Raw genomic sequence first — 25,381 nt, 5'->3', positions numbered from 1 at the left:
GTGTTCACTTGGCGACGCGTTCGGCCGCTTCAAGGGTGTTGGCGAGCAGCATGGCGCGCGTCATCGGGCCGACGCCGCCGGGCACCGGGGTGATCCAGCCGGCGACTTCCTTCACGCCGTCGAAGTCGACGTCGCCCGCGAGCTTGCCGTCGGCCTTGCGGTTCATGCCGACGTCGATGACCACCGCGCCGGGCTTGACCATGTCGGCCGTGAGGAGGTTGAGCTTGCCCACGGCCGCGACGATCACGTCGGCCTGGCGCGTGATGGCGCCCAGGTCCTGCGTGGCGCTGTGGCAGATGGTCACGGTGGCGCTCTTGGCCAGCAGCATCATGGCCATCGGCTTGCCGACAATGTTGCTGCGGCCGATCACCACCGCGTGCTTGCCGCGCAGGTCGTAGCCGATCGATTCGAGCATCTTCATGCAACCGAAGGGCGTGCAGGGCCAGAAGCCCGGCGCGCCGGTCATCAGCGCACCGGCGCTGGCGACGTGGAAGCCGTCCACGTCCTTCGCGGGCGAGATGGTCTCGATGACCTTCTGGCTGTCCATGTGCTTGGGCAGCGGCAACTGCACCAGGATGCCGTGCACCGCCGGGTCGTCGTTGAGCACGCGGATGCGCGCGAGCAGGTCGGCCTCGCTGAGGTCGGCCGGGTAGGTCTCGAGCGTGGCCGAGAGACCGGTCTGCGTGCTGTCGTTGACCTTGTGCTTGGTATAGACCTGGCTGGCCGGGTCCTCGCCCACGAGGATGATGGAAAGGGCCGGGTTCACGCCGCGGGCCTTGAGCGCCGCGGTGCGGCCGGCGACTTCGGCGCGGATGGTTTTGGCGAGGGCGTTGCCGTCGATCAGTTGGGCGGTCATCGGTTTCGATTTTCCAAGTAAAAACGCCCGCTTGCGCAGGCGTGGGGGTCATGCATCGCTATCGAACAGATAGCCGGCGTCTAGGCCTTGGCAGCGGGTGCCGCCTGTCCGAGCGCGATCTTCAGCAGATCGGCCACGGTGTTGGCGTTGAGCTTCTCCATGATGTTGGCGCGATGCGCCTCGACCGTCTTGATGCTGATGCCGAGGTCGTCGGCGATCTGCTTGTTGAGGCGGCCGGCGACGATACGCTCGAGCACCTGCGCCTCGCGGCCCGTGAGCTTGGACAGCAGCGCGTCGCGGCTGGCCGACTGCTGGTGCTGCGTGAAGGCGCCGCGCGCGTGTTCGAGCATGCGCTCGACCAGCGCGACGAGTTCCTCGTCGTTGAAGGGCTTCTGGATGAAATCCATCGCGCCCTTCTTCATGCTGTCGACGGCCATCGGCACGTCGCCGTGGCCGGTGATGACCACGATCGGCAGCGGCGAGCGGCGCTCGATCAACCGGTCCTGCAGCTCCAGACCCGTCATGCCACCCATGCGGATGTCGACAATCAGGCAGGCCACCTCGCGGGGGTCGTAGCGGGAGAGGAAGGACTCGGCGGAATCGAAACAGCGGACCCGGTAGTCCTTGCCTTCGAGCAGCCATTGGAGCGAATCGCGTACCGCTTCGTCGTCATCGACGACATACACAGTGCCCTTTTTCGGAATCAAACTCATGCAGGTACCTTTACCTCGTCACTTGCTAGGGAACTGATAGCGTCCAACACCGGAATCCAGAAGGAAAAACGGCATCCGATCACATCCGGGCCATTGTAGATGTTCTCCGCCTGCATCCGGCCGCGGTGCGACTCGACGATGGTGCGGCACAGGTTCAGCCCGATGCCCATGCCCTCGGGCTTGGTCGAGAAGAAGGCCTCGTAGAGCCGGTCCATGACCTCGGGCGCGAGGCCCTTGCCGGTGTCCTGCACCGAGAACTCGATCGCGTTGTGGCCCTCGATCACCTTCGGCAGCACGCGCAGTTCGACGCTGCGCCGCGCCAGCGGGCGCTCGGCGAGGTCGATCGACTCGGCCGCGTTCTTCAGCAGGTTGACCATCACTTGCTCGATCAGGATCGGGTCGACGCGCACCATCGGCAGCCGCGCGGCCACGTAGTGGTTCAGGCGCACGTTGCGCCGGCGCAGCTCGATGCCGGCCAGCTCCACCGCTTCGCTGACCATGGTCGCCACGTCGGCCGGCGTGCGGTTGGGTTCGCTGCGCTTCACGAAGGAACGGATGCGCTGGATGATCTGGCCCGCGCGCTGGGCCTGCTTCGAGGTCTTCTCGAGCGCGGCCAGCAGCGCGTCGTTGTCGATCGACTGGCTCTTGATGCGCGACATCATCCCGTTGCAGTAGTTGCTGATCGCGGTCAGCGGCTGGTTGAGCTCGTGCGCCACGCTCGAGGCCATCTCGCCCATGGTGATCAGCCGGCTCGCCGATTGCGCGCGGTCGGCCTGCGCGGCGGCCTGTTCCTCGGCATCGCGGCGCGGCGTGATGTCGGTGGCGATCACCAATTGCGCCAGGCGGCCGTCGACCCAGGTCAGGTAGCGCGAGCGCACCTCGAGCCACTTGCCGAGCTCGGGCACGAAGATCTCGTTGTTGGCCGCCTGCGCGGCGGTCAGCGTGTCGATCGGCAGGCCCGCGTAGGGGTCGACGTCGTCCAGGCCTTCGTCGTGCGCGTTCGAGGCCGGCACGCCGGCCTGCGCCACCATGCCCAGGTGGCCGACGGTGTCGGAGCCGAACCACAGGCGGTAGAGCTTGTTGGCGAACAGCAGCTCCTCGCTGCCGATCGGCGCCACCGACACCGCGGCGTCGAGCGCCTCGAGCACGGTAGTGAAGCGCTCGTACGAGGCCGACAACTGTTCGCGGATGCGCGTGGGCTCGGTGATGTCGGTCATCGAGGTCATCCAGCCGGTCTGGTGGCCGCGCGCGTCGATCAACGGCGAGACGTACAGCCGCGCATCGAACACGCTGCCGTTCTTGCGCTTCACGCGCACCTGGAAGCCGCCGGGCAGGGCGCGGCCGTGCAGTTCCTCCTCGAGCCGCTCGTTCATGATCTCGCGGTCGGACTCGAGCCAGTAGGGGAAGGGCGGTGTCTGGCCGACCAGCTCCTCCTCGGCCCAGCCGGTCATCGCGCAGAAGGCGGCGTTGACGTAGGTGATGCGGCCCTGCAGGTCGAGCACCCGCATGCCGGTCAGCATCGAGTTCTCCATCGCGCGGCGGAAGTTGGTCTCGGCCACCAGCCGCTGCTGGGCCTGCAGCCTGCGGCGCGTGTGGCGCCAGGTGCCGATCAGCATCCAGCTGGTGAGCACGCTGAGCGCGCAGACCAGCCAGAACAGCCCGTTGCCGACCACGCCCTGCGAGGTGCGGTAGGCCTGGGCGCGCAGCACCAGCGCGTTGCCCACGGGCGAGACCGGCACTTCGTACTCGTTGGTGCGTTCGCTCCAGGGCAGCAGGCGCGCGCCGGTCTCGCGCAGGTTGGCGGTGTTGCCCGCGATCACCTTGCCCTTGGCGTCGAGCAGCGACACCGCGTAGCGCGCCTGCACCTCGGAAGGCATGCCGTAGCGCAGCAGGCCATCGACCGAGAACTCGCCGAGCACCACGCCCGCGAACAAGCCCTGGTCGAACAGCGGGATGTGCAGTTGCAGCATGGCCGGCGGATCGCCGCCGGCCGCGGGCTGGGAGAACACCGGCTGGCGCAGCTCGCGCGCCAGCGCGTAGTTGCTCTCGATGTCGCCGGGGCGCAGCACGTCGCCGATCAGGTGCTGCTGCGCCGGATGCACGCTGGGCGCGGCATAGCCGGCCTTGAAGCGGCGGCGGTCGTCGATCCAGGTGATGGTCTGCAGCTCGGGGAACTGGCTCACCAGCGATTCGGCGCGGCTGGTGAACTCGATCGGGTCTATCTCGCGGTTGGAGGCATCGCGCGCGATGCGCATCAGCTGCTCCTGGCGTTCCAGCAACCGCAGCCGCAGGCGCTGCTGGGCGTACTCGACGTCGCGGCGCACCGATTCCTGCTCGCGCTCGACCTCCTCGGTGCGCAGGTACCAGAAGGCGGTGACGATCGCCGCGAGGAACAGCAGCACGGCGGCCATCGGGGCCAGCATCGCGACGGCGTCCTGCAGCACCGGGGTCTGGCGGCGCCACCAGCGGCGCCACCAGGACAGCGGCGAGGCGTTGACGGCACTGCGGGCCACGGCCAGCGGGGAGGAAAAAGGCATTGCGGGAGTTTATTAGGTGGCGGGCTTCCCAAGGCCCGGGTTATCGACGGTGGCACTGGTCCCGGCACGGTCTAGGGTCGGCTGAAAATCGTCAGAATGTCACATTAAGAAATCTATACGCACTATTTGAAATCTCATTATTTCTGTGCGACACTCCGCGCGCTCACACGCAGAGCGCCTAAATTACGCCCACAGCCCCAAAAGGAGAGACAAGCATGTCGGCAAATCCCGAGAAGCAATTCGGCCCGGCCGCGAACGACGCGGATTCCCAGGAAACGCGCGAGTGGATGGATGCCCTGTCCGCCGTGATCCAGAGCGAGGGCCCCGAGCGTGCGCACTTCCTGCTCGAACAGCTTCTGGAACACGCCCGCCAGAACACGGTCGACATGCCGTTCTCTGCCAACACGGGCTATGTCAACACCATCGAAACCTCGCAGGAAGCCCGCAGCCCCGGCAACCTCGAGATCGAACAGCGCCTGCGCGCCTACATGCGCTGGAATGCGATGGCGATGGTGGTCAAGGCCAACCGCCACCATCCGGCCGAAGGCGGCGACCTCGGCGGCCACATCGGCTCCTTCGCCTCGCTGGCCAGCATGTTCGGCGCCGGCTTCAACCACTTCTGGCACGCCGAGAGCGAAAACCACGGCGGCGACCTGCTCTACATCCAGGGCCACGTCTCGCCCGGCATCTATGCCCGCGCCTACCTCGAAGGCCGCCTGACCGAGGAGCAACTGCTCAACTTCCGCCAGGAAGTCGACGGCAAGGGCCTGTCGAGCTACCCGCACCCCAAGCTGATGCCCGAGTTCTGGCAGTTCCCGACGGTGTCGATGGGCCTGGGCCCGCTGATGGCGATCTACCAGGCACGCTTCCTCAAGTACCTGCATGCCCGCGGCATCGCCAACACCGAGAACCGCAAGGTCTGGGTCTTCTGCGGCGACGGCGAGATGGACGAGGTCGAATCGCTGGGCGCGATCGGCCTGGCGGCGCGCGAGAACCTCGACAACCTGATCTTCGTCATCAACTGCAACCTGCAGCGCCTCGACGGCCCGGTGCGCGGCAACGGCAAGATCATCCAGGAGCTCGAAGGCGAGTTCCGCGGCGCCAACTGGAACGTGGTCAAGCTGATCTGGGGCAAGGGCTGGGACGCGCTGCTCGAGAAGGACCATGACGGCGCGCTGCGCAAGATCATGATGGAGTGCAACGATGGCGACTACCAGTCGTTCAAGGCCAACGACGGCGCCTATGTGCGCAAGAACTTCTTCGGCCGCGATCCGCGCACCCTGAAGATGGTCGAGCACCTGAGCGACGACGAGGTCTGGAACCTGCAGCGCGGCGGCCACGACTCGCAGAAGGTCTACGCGGCCTTCCACTCGGCCCAGAACCACAAGGGCCAGCCCACGGTGCTGCTTGTCAAGACCGTCAAGGGCTTCGGCATGGGCAAGATCGGCGAGGGCAAGAACACGGTCCACCAGACCAAGAAGCTCAACGACGACGACATCCGCGCCTTCCGCGACCGCTTCAACATCCCGATCCCCGACAGCCAGATCGCCGAGCTGCCGTTCTACAAGCCGGCCGACGACACGCCGGAAATGCGCTACCTGCACGAGCGTCGCAAGGCGCTGGGTGGCTACCTGCCGCACCGCCGCGTCAAGGCCGAGGAGAGCTTCACCGTGCCCGCGCTCGACACCTTCAAGGCGGTGCTCGAACCCACCGCCGAAGGCCGCGAGATCTCGACCACGCAGGCCTACGTGCGCTTCCTCACGCAGCTGCTGCGTGACCAGGCCCTGGGCCCGCGCGTGGTGCCGATCCTCGTGGACGAGGCGCGCACCTTCGGCATGGAAGGCCTGTTCCGCCAGATCGGCATCTACAACCCGCACGGTCAGCAGTACACCCCGGTCGACAAGGACCAGGTCATGTACTACAAGGAAGACAAGGCCGGCCAGATCCTGCAGGAAGGCATCAACGAAGCCGGCGGCATGTCGAGCTGGATCGCGGCGGCGACCTCGTACAGCACCAACAACCGCATCATGGTGCCGTTCTACGTGTACTACTCGATGTTCGGCTTCCAGCGCATCGGCGACCTGGCCTGGGCGGCCGGCGACATGCAGGCGCGCGGCTTCCTGCTCGGCGGCACCTCGGGACGCACCACGCTGAACGGTGAGGGCCTGCAGCACGAGGACGGCCACAGCCACATCCTGGCCAACACCATCCCGAACTGCGTGAGCTACGACCCGACCTTCGCGCACGAAGTCGGCGTGATCCTGCACCATGGCTTGAAGCGCATGGTCGAGAAGCAGGACAACGTCTACTACTACATCACGCTGCTCAACGAGAACTACCCGATGCCCGGCCTGCAGCCCGGCACCGAGGAACAGATCATCAAGGGCATGTACCTGACGCGTCAGGGCCCGGCGATCAAGGCCGCCAAGGGCAAGGAAGCGCCGACCGTGCAACTGCTCGGCAGCGGCACCATCCTGCGCGAGAGCTTCTTCGCGCAGGAGCTGCTCGAACAGGACTGGGGCGTCTCGGCATCGGTGTGGAGCTGCCCGAGCTTCAACGAGCTGACGCGCGACGGCCAGGACGCCGACCGCTGGAACCTGCTGCACCCGACCGAGGAAGCCCGCGTGCCCTTCGTGGCGCAGCAGCTCGCAGCGAGCACCGGCCCGGTGGTCGCCTCGACCGACTACATGAAGGCTTACGCCGAGCAGATCCGTCCCTTCATCCCCAAGGGCCGCAACTACAAGGTGCTGGGCACCGACGGCTTCGGCCGCAGCGACTTCCGCAACAAGCTGCGCGAGCACTTCGAGGTCAACCGCCACTACATCGTGGTGGCCGCGCTCAAGGCCCTGGCCGAGGACGGCGTGCTGCCGGCCGCCAAGGTGGCCGAGGCGATCAAGAAGTACGGCATCAATGCCGACAAGGTGAACCCGCTCTACGCGTAATCACGATTCCCCACAACCAGGACGCGCCTTCCGGCGGGAGACAAACGATATGGCAGCAGTGGAAGTCAAGGTACCCGACATCGGCGATTTCGATGAAGTCGCGGTGATCGAGGTGTTGGTGAAAGTGGGCGACACGGTCAAGCCCGAGCAGTCGCTCATCACCGTGGAGTCGGACAAGGCCTCGATGGAGATTCCGTCGTCGTCCGCCGGCGTGGTCAAGGAACTCAAGGTCGAGGTCGGCAGCAAGGTGAAGGAAGGTTCGGTGGTGCTGGTGCTCGAGGCCGAAGGGGCCGGCCAGGCCGCCGCGCCGGCGCCCGCCGCCAGTGCTCCGGCACCCGCAGCCAGCGCGCCGGCACCGGCCGCTGCGGCACCCGCACCCGCTGCGGCGGCTGCACCGACCGCCGCCGCCGCCGGCCCGGTCGACGTGAAGGTGCCCGACATCGGTGACTTCAAGGACGTCGCGGTGATCGAGGTGCTGGTCAAGCCCGGCGACACCATCAAGGTCGAGCAGTCGCTGATCACGGTCGAATCGGACAAGGCCTCGATGGAGATCCCGTCGTCGGCCGCCGGCACGCTCAAGGAACTCAAGGTCAAGGTCGGCGACGTCGTCAACATCGGCGACCTGATCGCGGTGATCGAAGGCGCTGCCCCCGCTGCAGGCGCCGCGCCCGCACCGGCGCCGGCTCCCGCGGCTGCAGCCGCCGCTGCGCCCGCCACCGCTTCGGCCTCCGCGCCCGCACCGGCGCCGGCTGCTCCCGCGCCGGCTGCCGCCGCGCCGCACGATCCGACCAAGAGCCCGTCGGCCGGCCTGCCGCACGCCTCGCCCTCGGTGCGCAAGTTCGCGCGCGAGCTCGGCGTGCCGCTCGAGGAGGTCAAGGGTTCCGGTCCCAAGGGCCGCATCACGCAGGAAGACGTCCAGGGCTTCACCAAGGCCGTGATGAGCGGCCAGGCCACCACCAAGGCTTCCGCCGCTGCCAAGCCCGCGGCCGGTGGCGGTGCCGACGGCGCCGCGCTGGGCCTGCTGCCCTGGCCTAAGGTCGACTTCACGAAGTTCGGCACGGTCGAGCGCAAGGACCTGTCGCGCATCAAGAAGATCAGCGGCGCGAACCTGCATCGCAACTGGGTGATGATCCCGCACGTCACGAACAACGACGATGCCGACATCACCGAGCTCGAAGCCTTCCGCGTCGCCACCAACAAGGAGAACGAGAAGTCGGGCGTGAAGGTCACGATGCTGGCCTTCGTGATCAAGGCGGTGGTCTCGGCGCTCAAGAAGTTTCCCGAGTTCAACACCAGCCTCGACGGCGACACGCTGGTCTACAAGCAGTACTTCCACATCGGCTTCGCGGCCGACACGCCCAATGGCCTGGTCGTGCCCGTGCTGCGCGATGCCGACAAGAAGGGCATCCTGCAGATCAGCCAGGAGATGGGCGAGCTCGCCAAGAAGGCGCGCGACGGCAAGCTCGGCGCGGCCGACATGCAGGGCGGCTGCTTCTCGATCAGCTCGCTCGGCGGCATCGGCGGCACGCACTTCACGCCGATCATCAACGCTCCCGAAGTGGCCATCCTCGGCCTCTCGAAGAGCGCGATGAAGCCGGTGTGGGACGGCAAGCAGTTCGTGCCGCGCCTGACGCTGCCGCTGTCGCTGTCCTACGACCACCGCGTGATCGACGGTGCCTCGGCGGCGCGTTTCAACGCCTACCTGGGCCAGGTGCTCGCCGACTTCCGCCGCGTGCTGCTATGAGCGCCCAGGCTGCTTCGGCGGCCTCGGCGCCCCTGGCGAACCGGCGCGAGGCCCCATGACCACGGTCGTGGCCGTCCGCAAGAACGGCCAGGTCGCCATGGCGGCCGACGCGCTCGTGACCTTCGGGGACACGCGGCTCACGCACCGGCAGGAGGCGAACCAGAAGATCTTCTCGATCGAGGACGCCGCCGGCCACAGCCTGTTCGCGATGGCCGGCGCCGCGGCGCACTTCCTGGTGCTGCAGCATGCGCTGGCCGCGCAGCCGCGCGAGTCGCTGCTGTTCGGCAGCAAGCACGAGGTGTTCCGCACCTTCACGATGCTGCATCCGGTGCTCAAGAGCTCGTTCTTCATGGAGACCAAGGAAGACGACCACGAGCCCTACGAGTCGAGCCAGTTCACGATGCTGCTTGCCAACGCGAGCGGGATCTACGGCATCTACAGCTACCGCGAGGTGTTCGAGTTCAAGCAGTTCTGGAGCATCGGCTCGGGACGCAGCTTCGCGCTCGGTGCCATGCATGCGGTGTACGACCAGAAGTCGCGCTCGGCGCGCGACGTGGCGGAGGCGGGGATCGCCGCCGCCTGCGAATTCGATCGCAATTCGGCCGGACCGGTCGACTCTCTCACACTCAAACTGAAAGTGTCCAAATGAGCGAACAACAAATCAAGGTGCCCGACATCGGCGACTTCGACGAAGTGGCGGTGATCGAGGTGCTGGTGAAGGTGGGCGACACGGTGAAGGCCGAGCAATCGCTGATCACGGTCGAATCGGACAAGGCCTCGATGGAGATCCCGTCGTCCGCGGCCGGCGTGGTGAAGTCGCTGGCGGTGAAGGTGGGCGACAAGGTCAAGGAAGGCTCGGTGGTGCTGACGCTGGAGGCGGATGCCGCCGCCGCGCCTGCGCCGGCTGCAGCGGCCCCGGCGCCTGCCGCCGCGGCGCCCGCGCCCAAGGCTGCGGCGCCCGCACCGGTCGCGGCACCCGTTGCCTCGAACTATGGTGGCAAGGTCGACGTCGAATGCGACGTCATCGTGCTCGGCGCCGGCCCCGGCGGCTACTCGGCCGCCTTCCGCGCCGCCGACCTCGGCCTGAAGGTCGTGCTGATCGAGCGCTACGCCACCCTCGGCGGCGTCTGCCTCAACGTCGGCTGCATTCCCTCGAAGGCGCTGCTGCACGTGGCCTCAGTGATGGACGAGGTCAAGCATTTCGCCGACCTCGGCGTGAGCTTCGCCGCGCCGACCGTCGACCGCGCCAAGCTGCTGGGTCACAAGAACAAGGTGGTAAGCAAGCTCACGGGCGGCCTCACGGCCATGGCCAAGATGCGCAAGGTCACGGTGCTGCGCGGCGTCGGCAACTTCGTCGACCCGCATCACATCGAGGTCGAGGAGACCTCGGGCACCGGCTGGGACACCACCGGCAGCAAGCAGACCGTGAAGTTCCGCAGCGCCATCATCGCCGCCGGCTCGCAGGCCGTGAGCCTGCCCTTCATGCCGAAGGACCCGCGCGTGGTCGACTCCACCGGCGCGCTCGAGCTCGGCACCGATCCCAAGCGCATGCTGATCCTGGGCGGCGGCATCATCGGCCTCGAGATGGGCACGGTGTATTCCTCGCTCGGCGCGCGCCTCGACGTGGTCGAGATGCTCGACGGCCTGATGCAGGGCGCCGACCGCGACTTGGTGAAGGTCTGGCAGAAGATGAACGCGCCGCGCTTCGACAACCTCATGCTCAAGACCAGGACGGTGGGCGCCGAGGCCACGAAGGAGGGCATCAAGGTCACCTTCGAGGGCGAGAACGCGCCCAAGGAACCGCAGGTCTACGACCTGGTGCTGCAGGCCGTGGGCCGCAGCCCCAACGGCAAGAAGATCGGCGCCGAGAAGGCCGGCGTGGCCGTCGGCGAACGCGGCTTCATCCCGGTCGACATCCAGATGCGCACCAACGTGCCGCACATCTTCGCCATCGGCGACATCGTCGGCCAGCCGATGCTGGCCCACAAGGCGGTGCACGAGGCGCACGTGGCGGCCGAGGTGATCGCGGGCGAGCTCAAGGGCGACAAGGAACTGGCGAGCGCGGCCTTCAATGCCCGCGTGATCCCGAGCGTGGCTTACACCGACCCCGAGGTGGCGTGGGTGGGCCTCACCGAGGACCAGGCGAAGGCCGAGGGCATCAAGGTCAAGAAGGGCCATTTCCCGTGGACCGCCTCGGGCCGCGCAATCGCCAACGGCCGCGACGAGGGCTTCACCAAGCTGCTGTTCGACGCCGAGACGCACCGCATCCTCGGCGGCGGCATCGTCGGCACCCATGCCGGCGACATGATCGGCGAGATCGCGCTGGCCATCGAGATGGGCGCCGACGAGATCGACATCGGCAAGACCATCCATCCGCATCCCACGCTGGGCGAGAGCATCGGCATGGCGGCGGAAGTGGCGCACGGGACCTGCACCGATTTGCCGCCGCAAAAGCGCTGAAGGATCGGGGGCCGCGTTGCGGCCTTCGCCCCAAACAAAAAATCCCGCGGCTGCGGGATTTTTTTCGTCTTGGCCCCCTGTGCGAAGCGGGCCGAAGAAGGGGAAATTCAGTCGCCGGTGCGGGCCGAAGCCGCGGCGGCGCGGATCTCGTCGTTCGATCCGCCGCCGAGCACGCGGCGGGCGCCGTCGAAGCGGCGGCTCCAGTAGCTGCCGTTCATGTCTTCCACGCGCACCTGGGCGCCCGAGCGCGGCGAGTGGATGAACTTGCCCTCGCCGACGTAGATGCCGACATGGCTGAAGGCGCGGCGCATGGTGTTGAAGAACACGAGGTCGCCGGGCTTGAGTTCGCTGCGGTCGATCTTCTCGGTGGCGGCGGCCTGTTCTTCCGCGCGGCGCGGCAGCATGTGGCCGACCGTCTGGTTGTACATGGCGCGCACGAAGCCGCTGCAATCGAAGCCGGTGTCTTCCGAGTTACCGCCGCGGCGGTACGGAACACCGAGGAAACCGATGGCAGTCATCACGAGGTCGGAGGTGCGCTCCGTGACGGTCTGGCGGACTTGCCTCAGTTGCCCCACCAGGCCCTTTTCGGCCAGCAGTTGGCCGACTTCGTCGGACCGGTCCGGTGGTTGGGGAGCTGCGTGGGCAGCGACGGCAATCAGGAGGGACGCGGGTAGGACGAAAAAACGCATGGCGCGTAGGATATTGATGACGGCGGGCACTGTCAATTTGATCTGAATTAGAGATTGTGCCGCCAACCCGTTGATTTACTTGAAAAATTTGAATCATCGGACAACTAAAATGTAACGGTCGACCGGTGATGCCGGATAAACAGTTCGGCCTCCAAGACCCTTCGAAGTCGACAACTGTCTTCATGTGGGTTTGAAAAACCGCCAAGATCATTCGTTTTGCGGGGAAAACACATGAAATCGCTGTCAGAGACCTCCCGGCGCGTCCTCGGCCGTGTTTTCGTCATGTCGGGTTTGATCTTTGGTGCGGCCGCCATGGCACAGGGGAGATCTGAGACGGTGGCCTCGGGGCTCGAGAGCCCCTGGGGCGTGGGCTTCCTGCCGGGCGATCGTTTCGTGGTGACCGAGAAGCCGGGACGCATCCGCATCGTGGCGAAGGACGGCAAGCCGGGCGCGCCGCTGGCGGGCCTGCCGCCCATTGCGGCGGGCGGGCAGGGCGGCTTGCTCGACGTGCTCGTCGACACGGACTTCCGCAGCAACCGCACGCTGTACTTCTGCTTCTCGGAGCCCGATGCCGGCGGCAGCGCCAACAGCACGGCGCTCGCGCGGGCGCGGCTGTCGCCCGACGACACGCGGCTCGAGAACCTGCAGATCATCTTCAGCCAGAAGCCCAAGGTCGCGAGCCGCGCCCACTTCGGTTGCCGCATCGTCGACGGCGGCGACGGCACGCTCTACCTCACGCTCGGCGACCGCTTCAGCCGCAAGGAGGACGCGCAGCGGCTCGACAACCATCTCGGCAAGATCGTGCGCATCCGCAAGGACGGCAGCGTGCCCGACGACAACCCCTTCGCCGGCCGGCCCGGTCCGCTGCCCGAGATCTGGAGCTACGGCCATCGCAACGGGCAGGGCGCCACGCTCGGGCCCGACGGCCGCCTGTGGATGACCGAGCACGGCCCGCAGGGCGGCGACGAGATCAATGTCGTGCAGGCCGGCCGCAACTACGGCTGGCCCGTCATCACCTACGGCGAGAACTACGGCGGCGGCAAGATCGGCGACGGCATCACGGCCAAGGAAGGCATGGAGCAGCCGCTGCACTACTGGGTGCCGTCGATCGCGACCTCGGGCATGGCCTTCCTGACCAGCGACCGCTACGGCGCCGCGTGGAAGGGCAATCTCTTTGTCGGCTCGCTGAAGTTCGGCTACCTCGATCGCATCGAGCTCAAGAACGGCAAGGTGGTGGCCGAGCACAAGCTGCTCGAGGACGGACGCGCGCGCATCCGCGACGTGAAGCAGGGGCCCGACGGCCTGCTCTACGTGCTGACCGACGAGTCGAGCGGCAAGCTGCTGCGGCTGCGGCCGAACTGAGCGTCAGCCGGGGCAGCCCGGCAACGACAGCGTCGGCAGCAGCCGCTGCCACAGGCGCCGCCATTCGGGCCAGTCGTGGCCGCCCTCGGTGGTGAAGACGCGTTCGGCCGGCAGCACGCCGGCCAGCAGCCGGTGGCTGAAGGCGAAGCGGTCGTCGAGCCCATAGCCCAGGTACAGCGGCGGCCGCGCGCCCGCCGTCTGCGTGTGGCCCGCGTAGCCGCGCAGCCATTGCCACAGCTGGGTTTCGTTCGGCGTGCGCGGGGGCGTGGTGGCCGTGTCGAGCGGCCCGTTCCATTTCGCGAGTCCGCCCGCGTTGGCGATGTCGGTGCTCAGCGTGCGTTCGCCCAGGTAGGGCGCGATCGCCACCACGCCGGCCAGCTCGCCCGGATGCGTCTGCGCATAGAGCAGGCCGCCGAAGCCGCCGAGTGAGATGCCGACGATCCAGATCTGGCGGTAGCCCTGGCGCCGCGCGGGCGCGATCACGTCGGCGTTCAGCCGCTCGAGCACGGTCCTGTCGTTGTAGTAGCCGAGGTGCGCGTCGACCAGCATCACGTCGACCGCGAGCCGGTTCTCGCGCACCGCCTCGACGAAGCCCTCGCGCTCGAACTCGTCGGGCGTCGAATAGGCGCCCGGCAGCATCACGAGCAGGGTGTCGGCCTGGCGCGTGCAGCGCTGGGTCTCGAGCACGGTCCCCAGCGGCACGGTGCTCTTGCGCACGCCGCCGCAGCCGGTCAGCAGCAGCGCGGCGCCCACGCCGAGGGCCGCGAGGCAGAGCCGCTTCGTCAGGACTTTCATCCCGCCGAGTCTAGGCGGCGCGATGAGGCTTGGGCAGTTCGACCATCACCGGCTGTCCGGGCGTCGTGCACCCCGTGTCGCAGCACTTGCCGGGCTGGCGGTTGCGCGTGATCGCGCGCTGCGGATCGTGCGGCGCGGCCGCGGGCGAGCCGTCGGCGGCGATGCCGCGCTCGAGCAGCCGCTCGACCAGCTCCACCTTCGAGCCCACCGGGTAGTGGCGCCAGATCTCCTGCTTCATCGCCGCCGGCGAGCCGCCGCCATGCAGGCTGATCACGCTGTACCAGCCGCCCTGGTAGCCGGCCGTCAGGTCCTCGATGAAGCGGGCCGCCTCGATGCGGTGCTCGTAGGGCACGGCCGGATTGGCGCGCAGCACGTCCGACAGCCGCGCCGCGGTCTCGGGGTTGTGGTCCTCGTCGGGTCCGGGCAGGGTGACGATCAGGCCGCCGCTCACGGTGTGGGCGATGCGGTGCATGTCGTAGATCTTGGTCGCCAGCAGCAGCTTGCCGATGTTGCTGAACACCGGGTCGGGCATGAAGACCGGACAGTGCTCGTCGGCCTTGCCGTAGACGCTGGCCGCCACGCCGCAGGCGAAGAAGCCCTCGGTGATGCTGATGAGCTCGACCATCTGCTCGCGCAGGTGGCTCTCCTTGCCCGGGTCGAAGCCGTTGGCCTCGCACATCAACGCGCCGGCGCCGATCAGCAGGTCGCCGAAGCCGGCGCGCGCGCCGATGCAGCTGTGGCGGTGGTGGGTGGCGTAGCTGTAGGTGAGGTGGCCCGAGTGTTCCCAGCTGCCGTCGGAGCCGTCGTAGAACACGCGCTCCCAGGGCACCAGCACGCGGTCGAAGATGCACACGCCGGTGCTCTGGCCGTACTTGCGGCTGAACAGGGCGTCGCCATGCTCGAGCTTCTCGCCGGGCCGGCCGGCCGGGCGCGCCACGATGGTCAGGCCCGGCGCGTCGAGCGGCACCGCGCAGCAGACGGCGAAGTCGGCGTCCTCGCGGCCCATGTTGCGGCAGGGCATGACCAGCAGCTCGTGCACGTAGGGCGCGCCGGTCACGATGGCCTTGGTGCCCGAGATCACGATGCCGCGCGCGTTGCGTTCCACCACGTGCACGTAGCTGTCGACGTTGGCCTGCTCGTGCGGCCGGCGGCTGCGGTCGCCCTTGGCGTCGGTCATGGCCACGCCCAGGGTCAGGTCCTGGTCCTGGACGCGGTGCAGGTACTCGAGGAAGCGCGCCGTGTGCTCGCCGCCGCCGCGCGCGTCGTCGATGCGCGCCGACACCTGGGCGATCGCGTTGAGTGCGTCGTGCGTGAGGTAGCGCTGCGCGCAGCCGGTTTCCTGGCACACCAGCCGCACCGCCTCGAGCTTGTTGAGCAGGTCGCCGGCGCTGGTGTTGATGTGCGAGAGCCGGTTCACGCGCTTGCCGCTGGTGTGCTGCACCGCGGTCATCAGCGGTTCGTACTGCGTCTTCAGCGCATGGTCGTAGGTCAGGGCAATGGCGTTGATGCCGGGGCGGAACGCGGGCTCGTCGGCCACGCTCTCGACCCGCCGGCCGTCGACGTAGACGACGGGCTTGTAGCGGCGCAGCGATTCGCGGTAGTCGGCGCCGGACATCAGCGCGGCCGAGGGGAGCGGGGCGTTCATCGTGGGTGTCTCCGGTGGTTGTCGTGCGGGCCGGAACGGGCCGGCTTCGCTAAATTTAAACACTGTTCAAAAAATTGATCAACCGTTAAGGAAAATGAGCAACGCTTAAAAGAAGGGCTACAGTCCAGCCCATGCAGGCCAAGCTCCAACGACGACAGACCCTGAGCGACGCGCGCCGCGCGCTGGTGCTCGACGCGGCGCGGGCCGTGTTCTCCGAGGCCGGCATCGAGGGCGCGAGCATCCGCGAGATCGCGCGCCGCGCCGGCTACACGCCCGGCGCCATCTATTCGTACTTCGAGAGCAAGGAGGCGATCTACGCCGCGCTGCTCGACGAATCGCTGCTGCGCCTGTGTGCCGCGGTGGCCGAGGCCGAGGCCTTCGCGGACCGGCCCGCGCTGACGCTGGCGTCCAAGGCGCGGGCCTGGTTCGGCTTCTACGCGGCCCATCCGCGCGAACTCGACCTCGGCTTCTACCTGGTGCACGGCATGCGGCCGCGCGGCCTGACCAGCGAGCTCGACCATGCGCTCAACGACCAGTTGAAGGAGGCGCTCAACCCCTGCGAGGAAGCGCTGCGCGCGATGGGGCTCGATGCCGCCGACGCGCTGCGCGAGAACACCGCGCTGTTCGCGCACGGCGTGGGCCTGCTGCTGATGCGGCACACCGGGCGCATCCGCATGTTCGGGCAGTCGGCCGATGCGCTGTTCGAGGCCTACATCGGGCAGCTCGTGGCCCGCGTCGAGGCGCCGGCCGCCTGAGCCGGTCCGCGCGCCGGTGCTTTGGTGTTAGTTTCCAGGGTTCAGGGCGCACGGCGCCCCCGCAACCCTCGTCAGAAGAAAGAACCCTGCCCATGCTGCTCGATGCATCCCAATCCCAACTCGTGCTGGTCGACTATCAGGCCCGACTGATGCCGGCGATCTTCGAGTCGGAGGCGGTGGCGCAGAACGCGGTCCGCCTCGGCAAGATGGCCCGGCTGTTCGACGTGCCGGTCTTCGGCACCGAGCACAACCCGTCCAAGCTCGGCGAGAACCTGCCCGACATCCGCGCGCTGTGCCGTCGCACGCTGCCGAAGATGCACTTCAGCGGCGTCGAGGAAGGCCTGGGCGAATGGCTGCGCGTGCCGGCCAAGGCGCCGCAGGGCAATGCGCGCAGCCTGCCCAAGCATCTGCAGAAGCCGGCCGCGGCCGCCGAGGAGCGCAACACCATCGTCATCGCCGGCTGCGAAGCCCATGTCTGCCTGCTGCAGACGGCGCTCGACCTGCTGGAGGACGAGTTCGAGGTCTGGGTCGTCACCGATGCCTGCGGTTCGCGCACCGAGCGCAACCGCGACGCCGCCTTCGACCGCCTGGCCGGCGCGGGCGCCGAGCTGGTGACGACGGAGATGGTCGGCTTCGAATGGCTGCGCACGGCCGAGCATCCGGCCTTTCCGGAGCTGCTCGCGCTGGTGCGCTGAGAGGGCGGGGCCACCTTCCATCCAATAAGGGGCGGCAGCCGGCCGGCCCCGGTTTCATCCGCTTGTGGCGCGTGTCAGCCTGCTGCAAGATCGGTCTCCATAATTATGAATTCAGTTTTGGCGTCGCCCGTTGCCGGGCGGTGCCGGACCGACTTTCCAAGATCAGGAGACAACACCGATGAGCCGCTACGAAGATTTCCACCGCCAGTCCATCGACGCGCCCGAGGCCTTCTGGGCCGAGCAGGCCCGGCTCATCGACTGGCAGAGCCCGCCGCAGAAGATCCTCGACGCCGGCCAGCCGCCGTTCGCGCGCTGGTTCGTCGGCGGCACCACCAACCTGTGCCACAACGCCGTCGACCGCCACCTGGCCGAGCGCGGCGACCAGCCGGCGCTGATCTTCGTCTCGACCGAGACCGGCACCGAGAAGAGCTACAGCTTCCGCGAGCTGCATGCCGAGGTGCAGCGCACCGCCGCCAGCCTGGCCGACCTGGGCGTGGGCCGCGGCGACCGCGTGCTGATCTACATGCCGATGATTCCCGAGGCCGCATTCGCGATGCTGGCCTGCGCGCGCATCGGCGCCATCCACTGCGTGGTGTTCGGCGGTTTCGCGAGCGGCTCGCTGGCCACGCGCATCGAGGACGCCGAGCCCAAGGTGGTGGTGAGCGCCGACGCCGGTTCGCGCGGCGGCAAGGTGATCGCGTACAAGCCGCTGCTCGACGAGGCGATCCGCCTGTCGAAGCACAAGCCCGACGCGGTGCTGCTGACCGACCGCGGCCTGGCCCCCATGGCGCTGGTGGCGGGGCGCGACCACCTGGCGAGCGAGCTGCGGCAAAAGCACCTCGACGCGCAGGTGCCCTGCACCTGGCTCGAGTCGACCGAGATCAGCTACACCATCTACACCAGCGGCACCACCGGCAAGCCCAAGGGCGTGCAGCGCGACGTGGGCGGCTACGCGGTGGCGCTGGCCGCGAGCATGAAGCACATCTTCGACGGGCGGCCCGGCGAGACCTATTTCTCCACCAGCGACATCGGCTGGGTCGTGGGCCACAGCTACATCGTCTACGGCCCGCTGATCGCCGGCATGGCGACGGTGATGTATGAGGGCCTGCCCACGCAGGGACTCGATGGCCAGCCCGACGGCGGCATCTGGTGGCGGCTGGTCGAGAAGTACAAGGTGACGGTGATGTTCAGCGCGCCGACCGCGGTGCGCGTGCTCAAGAAGCAGGACCCGGCGCTACTCAAGACATACGACCTCTCCACCTTGCGCGCGCTGTTCCTGGCCGGCGAGCCGCTCGACGAGCCCACGGGCCGCTGGATCGCCGAGGGCCTGGGCGTGCCGATCATCGACAACTACTGGCAGACCGAATCGGGCTGGCCGATCATCACCATCGCCAACGGCATCGAGAAGAAGCCCAGCAAGTTCGGCAGCCCCGGCGTGCCGATGTACGGCTACAAGGTGAAGATCCTGCACGAGTCGACCGGCGAGGAACTGACCGCCCCGAACGAGAAGGGCGTGGTCGTGGTCGAGGGCCCGACGCCGCCGGGCTTCATGCAGACCATCTGGAAGGACGACGCGCGCTTCGTCAACACCTACTGGAAGAGCGTGCCCGGCAAGATGGTCTATTCGACCTTCGACTGGGGCATCCGCGACGAGGACGGCTATTTCTACATCCTCGGTCGCACCGACGACGTGATCAACGTGGCCGGCCACCGGCTCGGCACGCGCGAGATCGAGGAGAGCATCTCGGGCCACGCGGGCGTGGCCGAGGTGGCCGTGGTGGGCGTGGCCGATGCGCTCAAGGGCCAGGTCGCGATGGCCTTCGTGGTGCCCAAGGACGGGCAGGCCGTGAGCGACGACGCCGTGGCGCTGAAGCTCGAGGGCGAGATCATGAAGACCGTGGCCGACCAGCTCGGCGCGCTGGCCCGCCCGGCGCGCGTGCGCTTCGTGGGCGGGCTGCCCAAGACCCGCAGCGGCAAATTGCTGCGCCGCGCCATCCAGGCGGTCTGCGAGGGCCGCGATCCGGGCGACCTGACGACCATCGACGACCCCGCCACGCTGCAGCAGATCAAACTGTTACTCAAGCCGGCCTGAGTGCCACGCCTGGGGGGTTGTGCATCCGCTTTCAACCGTCATATGGTTGGCGTGGCACAATCGCCCGGTACTCAGGCCCTTCCCCAGCCACAGTCGCATCCGCCAATCGGTTCAGCCGTGTCGCGGAAGGTTTCTTAAACCAGCTCGTGCTTCCCACAGGGAAGCGAAGGTCAGCGCAATATGAGCGATTCATCGACTCCATCGGTGTATGCCGCCTACCAAGGCAACACCTATCTCTTCGGCGGCAACGCGCCCTATGTCGAGGAGATGTACGAAAACTACCTCGCCAACCCCGGCAGCGTGCCCGACAACTGGCGCACCTACTTCGACGCGCTGCAGCACGTCCCCGCCGCCGACGGCACCAACACCCGCGACGTTCCGCACCAGCCGGTCATCAACGCTTTTGCCGAACTGGCGAAGCAGGGCACGACCAAGGTCGTGCAGGCCAGCGGCGCCGACTCCGAACTCGGCCGCAAGCGCACCGCCGTCCAGCAGCTGATCGCCGCCTACCGCAACGTCGGCGCCCGCTGGGCCGACCTCGATCCGCTCAAGCGCGCCGAGCGTCCCGCCATTCCCGAACTCGAGCCCTCGTTCTACGGCTTCACCGACGCCGACCTCGAGACGGTGTTCAACACCAGCAACACATTCTTCGGCAAGGACACCATGTCCTTGCGCGACCTGCTCAACGCACTGCGCGAAACGTACTGCGGCACCATGGGTGCCGAGTACATGTACACCACCGACCAGAATCACAAGCGCTGGTGGCAGCAGCGGCTCGAAAGCGCTCGCACCAACCCCAAGCTCAGCGCCGAGCAGAAGAAGCACGTGCTCAACCGCCTGACCGCGGCCGAGGGCCTCGAGCGCTTCCTGCACACCAAGTACGTCGGCCAGAAGCGCTTCTCGCTCGAAGGCGGCGAAAGCTTCATCGTCTCGATGGACGAGCTGATCAACCAGGCTGGCGCCAAGGGCGTGCAGGAAATCGTGATCGGCATGGCCCACCGCGGCCGCCTCAACGTGCTGGTCAACTCGCTCGGCAAGATGCCGGCCGACCTGTTCGCCGAGTTCGACCACACCGCGCCTGAAGACCTGCCCAGCGGCGACGTCAAGTACCACCAGGGCTTCAGCTCGGACGTGACCACCCCCGGCGGCCCGGTCCACCTGAGCCTCGCGTTCAACCCCTCGCACCTTGAGATCGTGAATCCCGTGGTCGAAGGCTCGGTGCGCGCGCGCATGGACCGCCGCGCCGACCCGCTGGGCAAGCAGGTGCTGCCCGTGATCGTGCACGGCGACGCCGCCTTCGCGGGCCAGGGCGTCGTGATGGAAACGCTGGCGCTGGCCGAAACCCGTGGCTACTCCACGGGCGGCACGGTGCACATCGTCATCAACAACCAGATCGGCTTCACCACCAGCGACCCGCGCGACAGCCGCTCGACGCTGTATTGCACCGACATCGTCAAGATGATCGAGGCGCCGGTGCTGCACGTGAACGGCGACGATCCCGAAGCCGTGGTGCTCGCCACCCAGATCGCGCTGGACTTCCGCATGGAATTCCAGAAGGACGTGGTCGTGGACATCATCTGCTTCCGCAAGCTGGGCCACAACGAGCAGGACACCCCCTCGCTGACCCAGCCGCTGATGTACAAGAAGATCGCCCAGCATCCCGGCACGCGCAAGCTGTACGCCGACAAGCTGGCCGCGCAGGGCCTGGGCGACACGCTCGGCGACGACATGGTCAAGGCGCAGCGCGCCGCCTTCGACGAAGGCAAGAACACCGTCGACCCGGTGCTGACCAACTTCAAGAGCAAGTACGCCGTCGACTGGAGCCCGTACCTCAACAAGAAGTGGACCGACGCCGGCGACACCGCGATTCCCTCGAGCGAGTGGAAGCGCCTGGCCGAGAAGATCACCACCGTGCCGCAAGGCTTCACGGTGCATCCGCTGGTCAAGAAGGTGCTCGACGACCGCGCCGCCATGGGCCGCGGCGACGTCAACGTCGACTGGGGCATGGGCGAGCACATGGCCTTCGCCTCGCTGGTGGCCAGCGGCTACCCGGTGCGCCTGTCGGGCGAGGACTCGGGCCGCGGCACGTTCACGCACCGCCACGCCGTGCTGCACGACCAGAACCGCGAGAAGTTCGACGAAGGCACCTACACGCCGCTGCAGAACGTCGCGGACAACCAGGCCCCGTTCGTCGTGATCGACTCGATCCTGTCGGAAGAAGCGGTGCTCGCGTTCGAATACGGCTACGCTTCGAACGACCCGAACACGCTGGTGATCTGGGAAGCCCAGTTCGGCGACTTCGTGAACGGCGCGCAAGTGGTGATCGACCAGTTCATCGCCTCGGGCGAAGTCAAGTGGGGCCGCGTCAACGGCCTGACGATGATGCTGCCGCACGGCTACGAAGGCCAGGGCCCCGAGCACAGCTCGGCGCGCCTCGAGCGCTTCATGCAACTGAGCGCCGACACCAACATGCAGGTGGTGCAGCCGACCACGGCCAGCCAGATCTTCCACGTGCTGCGCCGCCAGATGGTGCGCAACCTGCGCAAGCCGCTGATCATCCTCACGCCCAAGTCGCTGCTGCGCAACAAGGACGCGACCTCGCCGCTGGCCGAGTTCACCAAGGGCAGCTTCCAGACCATCATTCCGGAAAGCAAGGCGCTCAAGGCCGAGAAGGTCAAGCGCCTGGTCGCCTGCTCGGGCAAGGTCTACTACGACCTGGCCAAGAAGCGCGAGGAGCGCGGCGACGACGACGTGGCGATCATCCGCGTCGAACAGCTCTATCCGTTCCCGCACAAGGCCTTCGCGGCCGAGATCAAGAAGTACCCGAACCTCGTCGACGTGGTGTGGTGCCAGGACGAACCGCAGAACCAGGGTGCCTGGTTCTTCGTGCAGCACTACATCCACGAGAACATGCAGGAAGGCCAGAAGCTCGGCTACGCCGGCCGCGCGGCCTCGGCCTCGCCGGCCGTCGGCTACTCGCACCTGCACCAGGAACAGCAGAAGGCACTGGTCGATGCCGCCTTCGCCAAGCTCAAGGGCTTCGTGCTGACCAAGTAATAGAACGATCTCCTTTCAACACGAACAACCCGCTCGGGCGCATGTGGCACGGCCACATCGCCCGATCCCCCACGAGGGGCGGGCCTGGCGAAGCCGGGCCCCAGGGGCACACACAAATCAAAGCGGAGCAAACTCCAAATGTCTATCGTAGAAGTCAAAGTCCCTCAGCTGTCCGAATCGGTGGCCGAAGCCACCATGCTCACCTGGAAGAAGAAGGCCGGCGAAGCCGTCGCCATCGATGAAATCCTGATCGAGATCGAGACCGACAAGGTCGTGCTCGAAGTGCCGGCGCCCGCCGCCGGCGTGCTGGCCGAGATCGTGCAAGGCGACGGCGCCACCGTCGTGGCCGAGCAGCTGATCGCGAAGATCGACACCGAAGGCAAGGCCGGCGCCGCCGCTCCGGCCGCAGCGCCCGCCGCTGCCGCCCCGGCACCCGCCGCCGCGCCCGCGGCAGCCGCTGCCGCCGCCACCGGCGGTGCCAAGTCCGACGTCGCCATGCCCGCCGCCGCCAAGCTGCTGGCCGACAACAACCTCAAGACCAGCGACGTCGCCGGCACCGGCAAGGACGGCCGCGTGACCAAGGGCGACGTGCTCGGCGCCGTGGCTTCGGGTGCCACCGCCAAGGCCGCGCCCGCCGCGATCCCCGCGCCGGCCGCCAAGCCCGCGCTGCCGCAGGTCGCCGCGCCCACCAGCGCGCCGGACCTGGGCGAGCGCCCCGAACAGCGCGTGCCGATGAGCCGCCTGCGCGCCCGCATCGCCGAGCGCCTGCTGCAATCGCAGTCGACCAACGCCATCCTCACGACCTTCAACGAGGTCAACATGGCGCCCGTCATGGAACTGCGCAAGCGCTTCCAGGACAGCTTCACCAAGGAACACGGCGTCAAGCTCGGCTTCATGAGCTTCTTCGTGAAGGCCGCGGTGCACGCGCTCAAGAAGTACCCGGTGATCAACGCCTCGGTCGACGGCAACGACATCCTGTACCACGGCTACTTCGACATCGGCATCGCCGTCGGTTCGCCGCGCGGCCTGGTGGTGCCGATCCTGCGCAATGCCGACCAGATGAGCTTCGCCGACATCGAGAAGAAGATCGCCGAGTACGGCAAGAAGGCACAGGACGGCAAGCTGGGCATCGAAGAGATGACCGGCGGCACCTTCTCGATCTCGAACGGCGGCACCTTCGGCTCGATGCTCTCGACCCCGATCATCAACCCGCCCCAGTCCGCGATCCTCGGCGTGCACGCCACCAAGGACCGCGCCGTGGTCGAAAACGGCCAGATCGTCATCCGCCCGATGAACTACCTGGCGATGAGCTACGACCACCGCATCATCGACGGCCGCGAAGCCGTGCTGGGCCTGGTCGCCATGAAGGAAGCGCTGGAAGACCCGTCGCGCCTCCTGTTCGACATCTAACCTGACCCACCCCCGTTGCTCGCTCACTTCGTGTAGCCGCCTCCCCCCTCAAGGGGGCGCACCCAGCGGCCCGGCAAAGCCGGTTCCGCGGGTGCTCCCGAACGGCCTTCGCTTCGCTTGCCATTGAGCGGAGCCGGCACACGAAATCATGAAGGAAATCATGTCCAAACAATTCGACGTCATCGTCATCGGCGGCGGCCCCGGCGGCTACATCGCCGCCATCCGCGCGGCGCAGCTCGGCTTCAACGTCGCCTGCATCGACGAGTGGAAGAACGGCAAGGGCGGCCCGGCCCCGGGCGGCACCTGCACCAACGTCGGCTGCATCCCTTCGAAGGCGCTGCTGCAGTCGTCGGAGCACTACGAGCAGGCGAACCACCACTTCGCCGACCACGGCATCAAGGTCGAGGGCCTCGGCATCGACCTCGCCAAGATGCTGGCCCGCAAGGACCAGGTCGTGAAGCAGAACAACGACGGCATCCTGTACCTGTTCAAGAAGAACAAGATCAGCTTCTTCCACGGCCGTGGCGCGTTCGAGAAGGCCGGCGACGCCGGCTACGACATCAAGGTGACCGGCGCCGCCGAGGAAACCATCACCGGCAAGCACATCATCGTCGCCACCGGCTCCAACGCCCGTGCGCTGCCCGGCGCGGCCTTCGACGAGGAGAACATCCTCTCGAACGACGGCGCCCTGCGCATCGGCGCGGTGCCGAAGAAGCTGGGCCTGATCGGCTCGGGCGTCATCGGCCTCGAGATGGGCTCGGTGTGGCGCCGCCTCGGCGCCGAAGTCACGGTGCTCGAAGCGCTGCCGACCTTCCTCGGCGCGGTCGACGAGCAGATCGCCAAGGAAGCCAAGAAGGCCTTCGACAAGCAGGGCCTGAAGATCGAGCTCGGTGTGAAGGTCGGCGAGATCAAGTCGGGCAAGAACGGCGTGAGCGTGGCCTGGACCAACGCCAAGGGCGAAGCCCAGACGCTCGAGGTCGACAAGCTGATCGTCTCGATCGGCCGCGTGCCCAACACCATCGGCCTGAACGCCGAAGCCGTGGGCCTGAAGCTCGACGAGCGCGGCGCCATCGCCGTGGACGACGACTGCAAGACCAGCCTGCCGAACGTGTGGGCGATCGGCGACGTGGTGCGCGGTCCGATGCTCGCGCACAAGGCAGAAGAAGAGGGCGTTGCCGTGGCCGAGCGCATTGCCGGCCAGCACGGGCACGTCAACTTCAACACCGTGCCGTGGGTGATCTACACCAGCCCCGAGATCGCGTGGGTCGGCCAGACCGAACAGCAGCTCAAGGCCTCGGGCCGCGCCTACAAGGCCGGCACCTTCCCGTTCCTGGCCAACGGCCGCGCGCGCGCGCTCGGCGACACGACCGGCCTGGTCAAGTTCCTGGCCGACGCGACCACGGACGAGATCCTGGGCGTGCACATCGTCGGCCCGCAGGCCAGCGAACTGATCTCCGAAGCCGTGGTGGCGATGGAGTTCAAGGCCAGCGCCGAGGACATCGCGCGCATCTGCCATGCGCACCCCTCGTTGTCGGAAGCCACCAAGGAAGCCGCCCTGGCGGTGGACAAGCGCACGCTGAACTTCTGATCCAGCGGCGACCACGCTGCGGGCGGCCATTCGCTGGCCGC

General features: G+C 67.5%; 17 protein-coding genes. 11 read left to right on the top strand and 6 right to left on the bottom strand.

The window, feature by feature from the left end; genetic code table 11:
* Positions 1-4: 4 nt before the first annotated feature.
* The 3 genes from folD to AC07RV_RS20295 all read right to left on the bottom strand — a co-directional run bounded on the left by folD (position 5) and on the right by AC07RV_RS20295 (position 4,106).
* Positions 5-856 (bottom strand): bifunctional methylenetetrahydrofolate dehydrogenase/methenyltetrahydrofolate cyclohydrolase FolD, encoded by an 852-nt coding sequence (gene folD / locus AC07RV_RS20305; RefSeq protein WP_296789026.1) that lies wholly within the window; start codon positions 854-856, stop codon positions 5-7.
* 80 nt (positions 857-936) lie between these two features.
* Positions 937-1,569, bottom strand: coding sequence for a response regulator transcription factor (locus tag AC07RV_RS20300; RefSeq protein ID WP_057593667.1), 633 nt, complete (start codon positions 1,567-1,569; stop codon positions 937-939).
* Positions 1,566-4,106 (bottom strand): PAS domain-containing sensor histidine kinase, encoded by a 2,541-nt coding sequence (locus tag AC07RV_RS20295; protein WP_093342651.1) that lies wholly within the window; start codon positions 4,104-4,106, stop codon positions 1,566-1,568. The genes AC07RV_RS20300 and AC07RV_RS20295 overlap by 4 nt, the downstream gene beginning before the upstream one ends.
* A gap of 215 nt (positions 4,107-4,321) precedes the next feature.
* Between AC07RV_RS20295 and aceE the strand changes: the two genes are divergently transcribed.
* Genes aceE through lpdA (AC07RV_RS20275) form a run of 4 tightly spaced genes read left to right on the top strand, consistent with a single transcriptional unit; the run spans position 4,322 to position 11,252 of the window.
* On the top strand, positions 4,322-7,048 hold the full coding sequence (aceE, locus tag AC07RV_RS20290; RefSeq protein ID WP_208512224.1) for a pyruvate dehydrogenase (acetyl-transferring), homodimeric type: 2,727 nt from the start codon (positions 4,322-4,324) through the stop codon (positions 7,046-7,048).
* 49 nt (positions 7,049-7,097) lie between these two features.
* On the top strand, positions 7,098-8,792 hold the full coding sequence (gene aceF, locus AC07RV_RS20285) for a dihydrolipoyllysine-residue acetyltransferase (RefSeq protein WP_296789029.1): 1,695 nt from the start codon (positions 7,098-7,100) through the stop codon (positions 8,790-8,792).
* 55 nt (positions 8,793-8,847) lie between these two features.
* Entirely contained in the window at positions 8,848-9,441 is a 594-nt protein-coding gene (locus AC07RV_RS20280; protein WP_057593671.1) for an Ntn hydrolase family protein, read from the top strand.
* The gene (lpdA, locus tag AC07RV_RS20275; RefSeq protein ID WP_296789031.1) at positions 9,438-11,252 is read left to right on the top strand and encodes a dihydrolipoyl dehydrogenase; all 1,815 of its coding nucleotides are present in this window, start codon (positions 9,438-9,440) and stop codon (positions 11,250-11,252) included. Before AC07RV_RS20280 ends, lpdA (AC07RV_RS20275) begins: the two co-directional genes overlap by 4 nt.
* A gap of 107 nt (positions 11,253-11,359) precedes the next feature.
* On the opposite strand, the gene AC07RV_RS20270 is transcribed toward lpdA (AC07RV_RS20275), so the two are convergent.
* Entirely contained in the window at positions 11,360-11,941 is a 582-nt protein-coding gene (locus tag AC07RV_RS20270) for a C40 family peptidase (RefSeq protein ID WP_093342645.1), read from the bottom strand.
* A 282-nt stretch (positions 11,942-12,223) separates the two neighbouring features.
* Between AC07RV_RS20270 and AC07RV_RS20265 the strand changes: the two genes are divergently transcribed.
* Positions 12,224-13,303 (top strand): PQQ-dependent sugar dehydrogenase, encoded by a 1,080-nt coding sequence (locus AC07RV_RS20265; RefSeq protein ID WP_296789032.1) that lies wholly within the window; start codon positions 12,224-12,226, stop codon positions 13,301-13,303.
* A 3-nt stretch (positions 13,304-13,306) separates the two neighbouring features.
* Here the strand turns inward: AC07RV_RS20265 and AC07RV_RS20260 are convergent, their stop codons facing one another.
* A complete protein-coding gene (locus tag AC07RV_RS20260; protein WP_296789033.1) occupies positions 13,307-14,098 on the bottom strand; it encodes an alpha/beta fold hydrolase in 792 nt (263 codons plus the stop codon).
* A 10-nt stretch (positions 14,099-14,108) separates the two neighbouring features.
* On the bottom strand, positions 14,109-15,743 hold the full coding sequence (locus tag AC07RV_RS20255) for a 4-hydroxyphenylacetate 3-hydroxylase family protein (RefSeq protein ID WP_296789035.1): 1,635 nt from the start codon (positions 15,741-15,743) through the stop codon (positions 14,109-14,111).
* 131 nt (positions 15,744-15,874) lie between these two features.
* On the opposite strand from AC07RV_RS20255, the gene AC07RV_RS20250 reads away from it, so the two are divergent.
* The 6 genes from AC07RV_RS20250 to lpdA (AC07RV_RS20225) all read left to right on the top strand — a co-directional run bounded on the left by AC07RV_RS20250 (position 15,875) and on the right by lpdA (AC07RV_RS20225) (position 25,340).
* Complete coding sequence (locus AC07RV_RS20250) at positions 15,875-16,498, top strand: TetR/AcrR family transcriptional regulator (protein WP_296789036.1); 624 nt, start codon at positions 15,875-15,877, stop codon at positions 16,496-16,498.
* 92 nt (positions 16,499-16,590) lie between these two features.
* Positions 16,591-17,193 carry an isochorismatase family protein gene (locus AC07RV_RS20245; RefSeq protein WP_093342637.1) on the top strand — a complete coding sequence of 201 codons (603 nt, stop codon included), beginning with the start codon at positions 16,591-16,593 and terminating at the stop codon, positions 17,191-17,193.
* A 130-nt stretch (positions 17,194-17,323) separates the two neighbouring features.
* On the top strand, positions 17,324-19,285 hold the full coding sequence (locus tag AC07RV_RS20240; RefSeq protein ID WP_296789037.1) for a propionate--CoA ligase: 1,962 nt from the start codon (positions 17,324-17,326) through the stop codon (positions 19,283-19,285).
* A 180-nt stretch (positions 19,286-19,465) separates the two neighbouring features.
* Positions 19,466-22,342, top strand: coding sequence for a 2-oxoglutarate dehydrogenase E1 component (locus AC07RV_RS20235; RefSeq protein WP_093342634.1), 2,877 nt, complete (start codon positions 19,466-19,468; stop codon positions 22,340-22,342).
* Positions 22,343-22,480: 138 nt separating this feature from the next.
* Positions 22,481-23,752: a 2-oxoglutarate dehydrogenase complex dihydrolipoyllysine-residue succinyltransferase gene (gene odhB, locus AC07RV_RS20230; RefSeq protein ID WP_296789040.1), complete on the top strand. Its 1,272-nt coding sequence runs from the start codon at positions 22,481-22,483 to the stop codon at positions 23,750-23,752.
* A 160-nt stretch (positions 23,753-23,912) separates the two neighbouring features.
* Positions 23,913-25,340 carry a dihydrolipoyl dehydrogenase gene (gene lpdA / locus AC07RV_RS20225; protein ID WP_208507788.1) on the top strand — a complete coding sequence of 476 codons (1,428 nt, stop codon included), beginning with the start codon at positions 23,913-23,915 and terminating at the stop codon, positions 25,338-25,340.
* The last annotated feature ends 41 nt before the right edge of the window (positions 25,341-25,381 follow it).

Source organism: Variovorax sp. GW821-FHT09B01 (genome assembly GCF_059418345.1).
The sequence above is the reverse complement of the archived record's forward strand: the minus strand, read 5'-3'. Positions and strand labels throughout refer to the sequence as shown.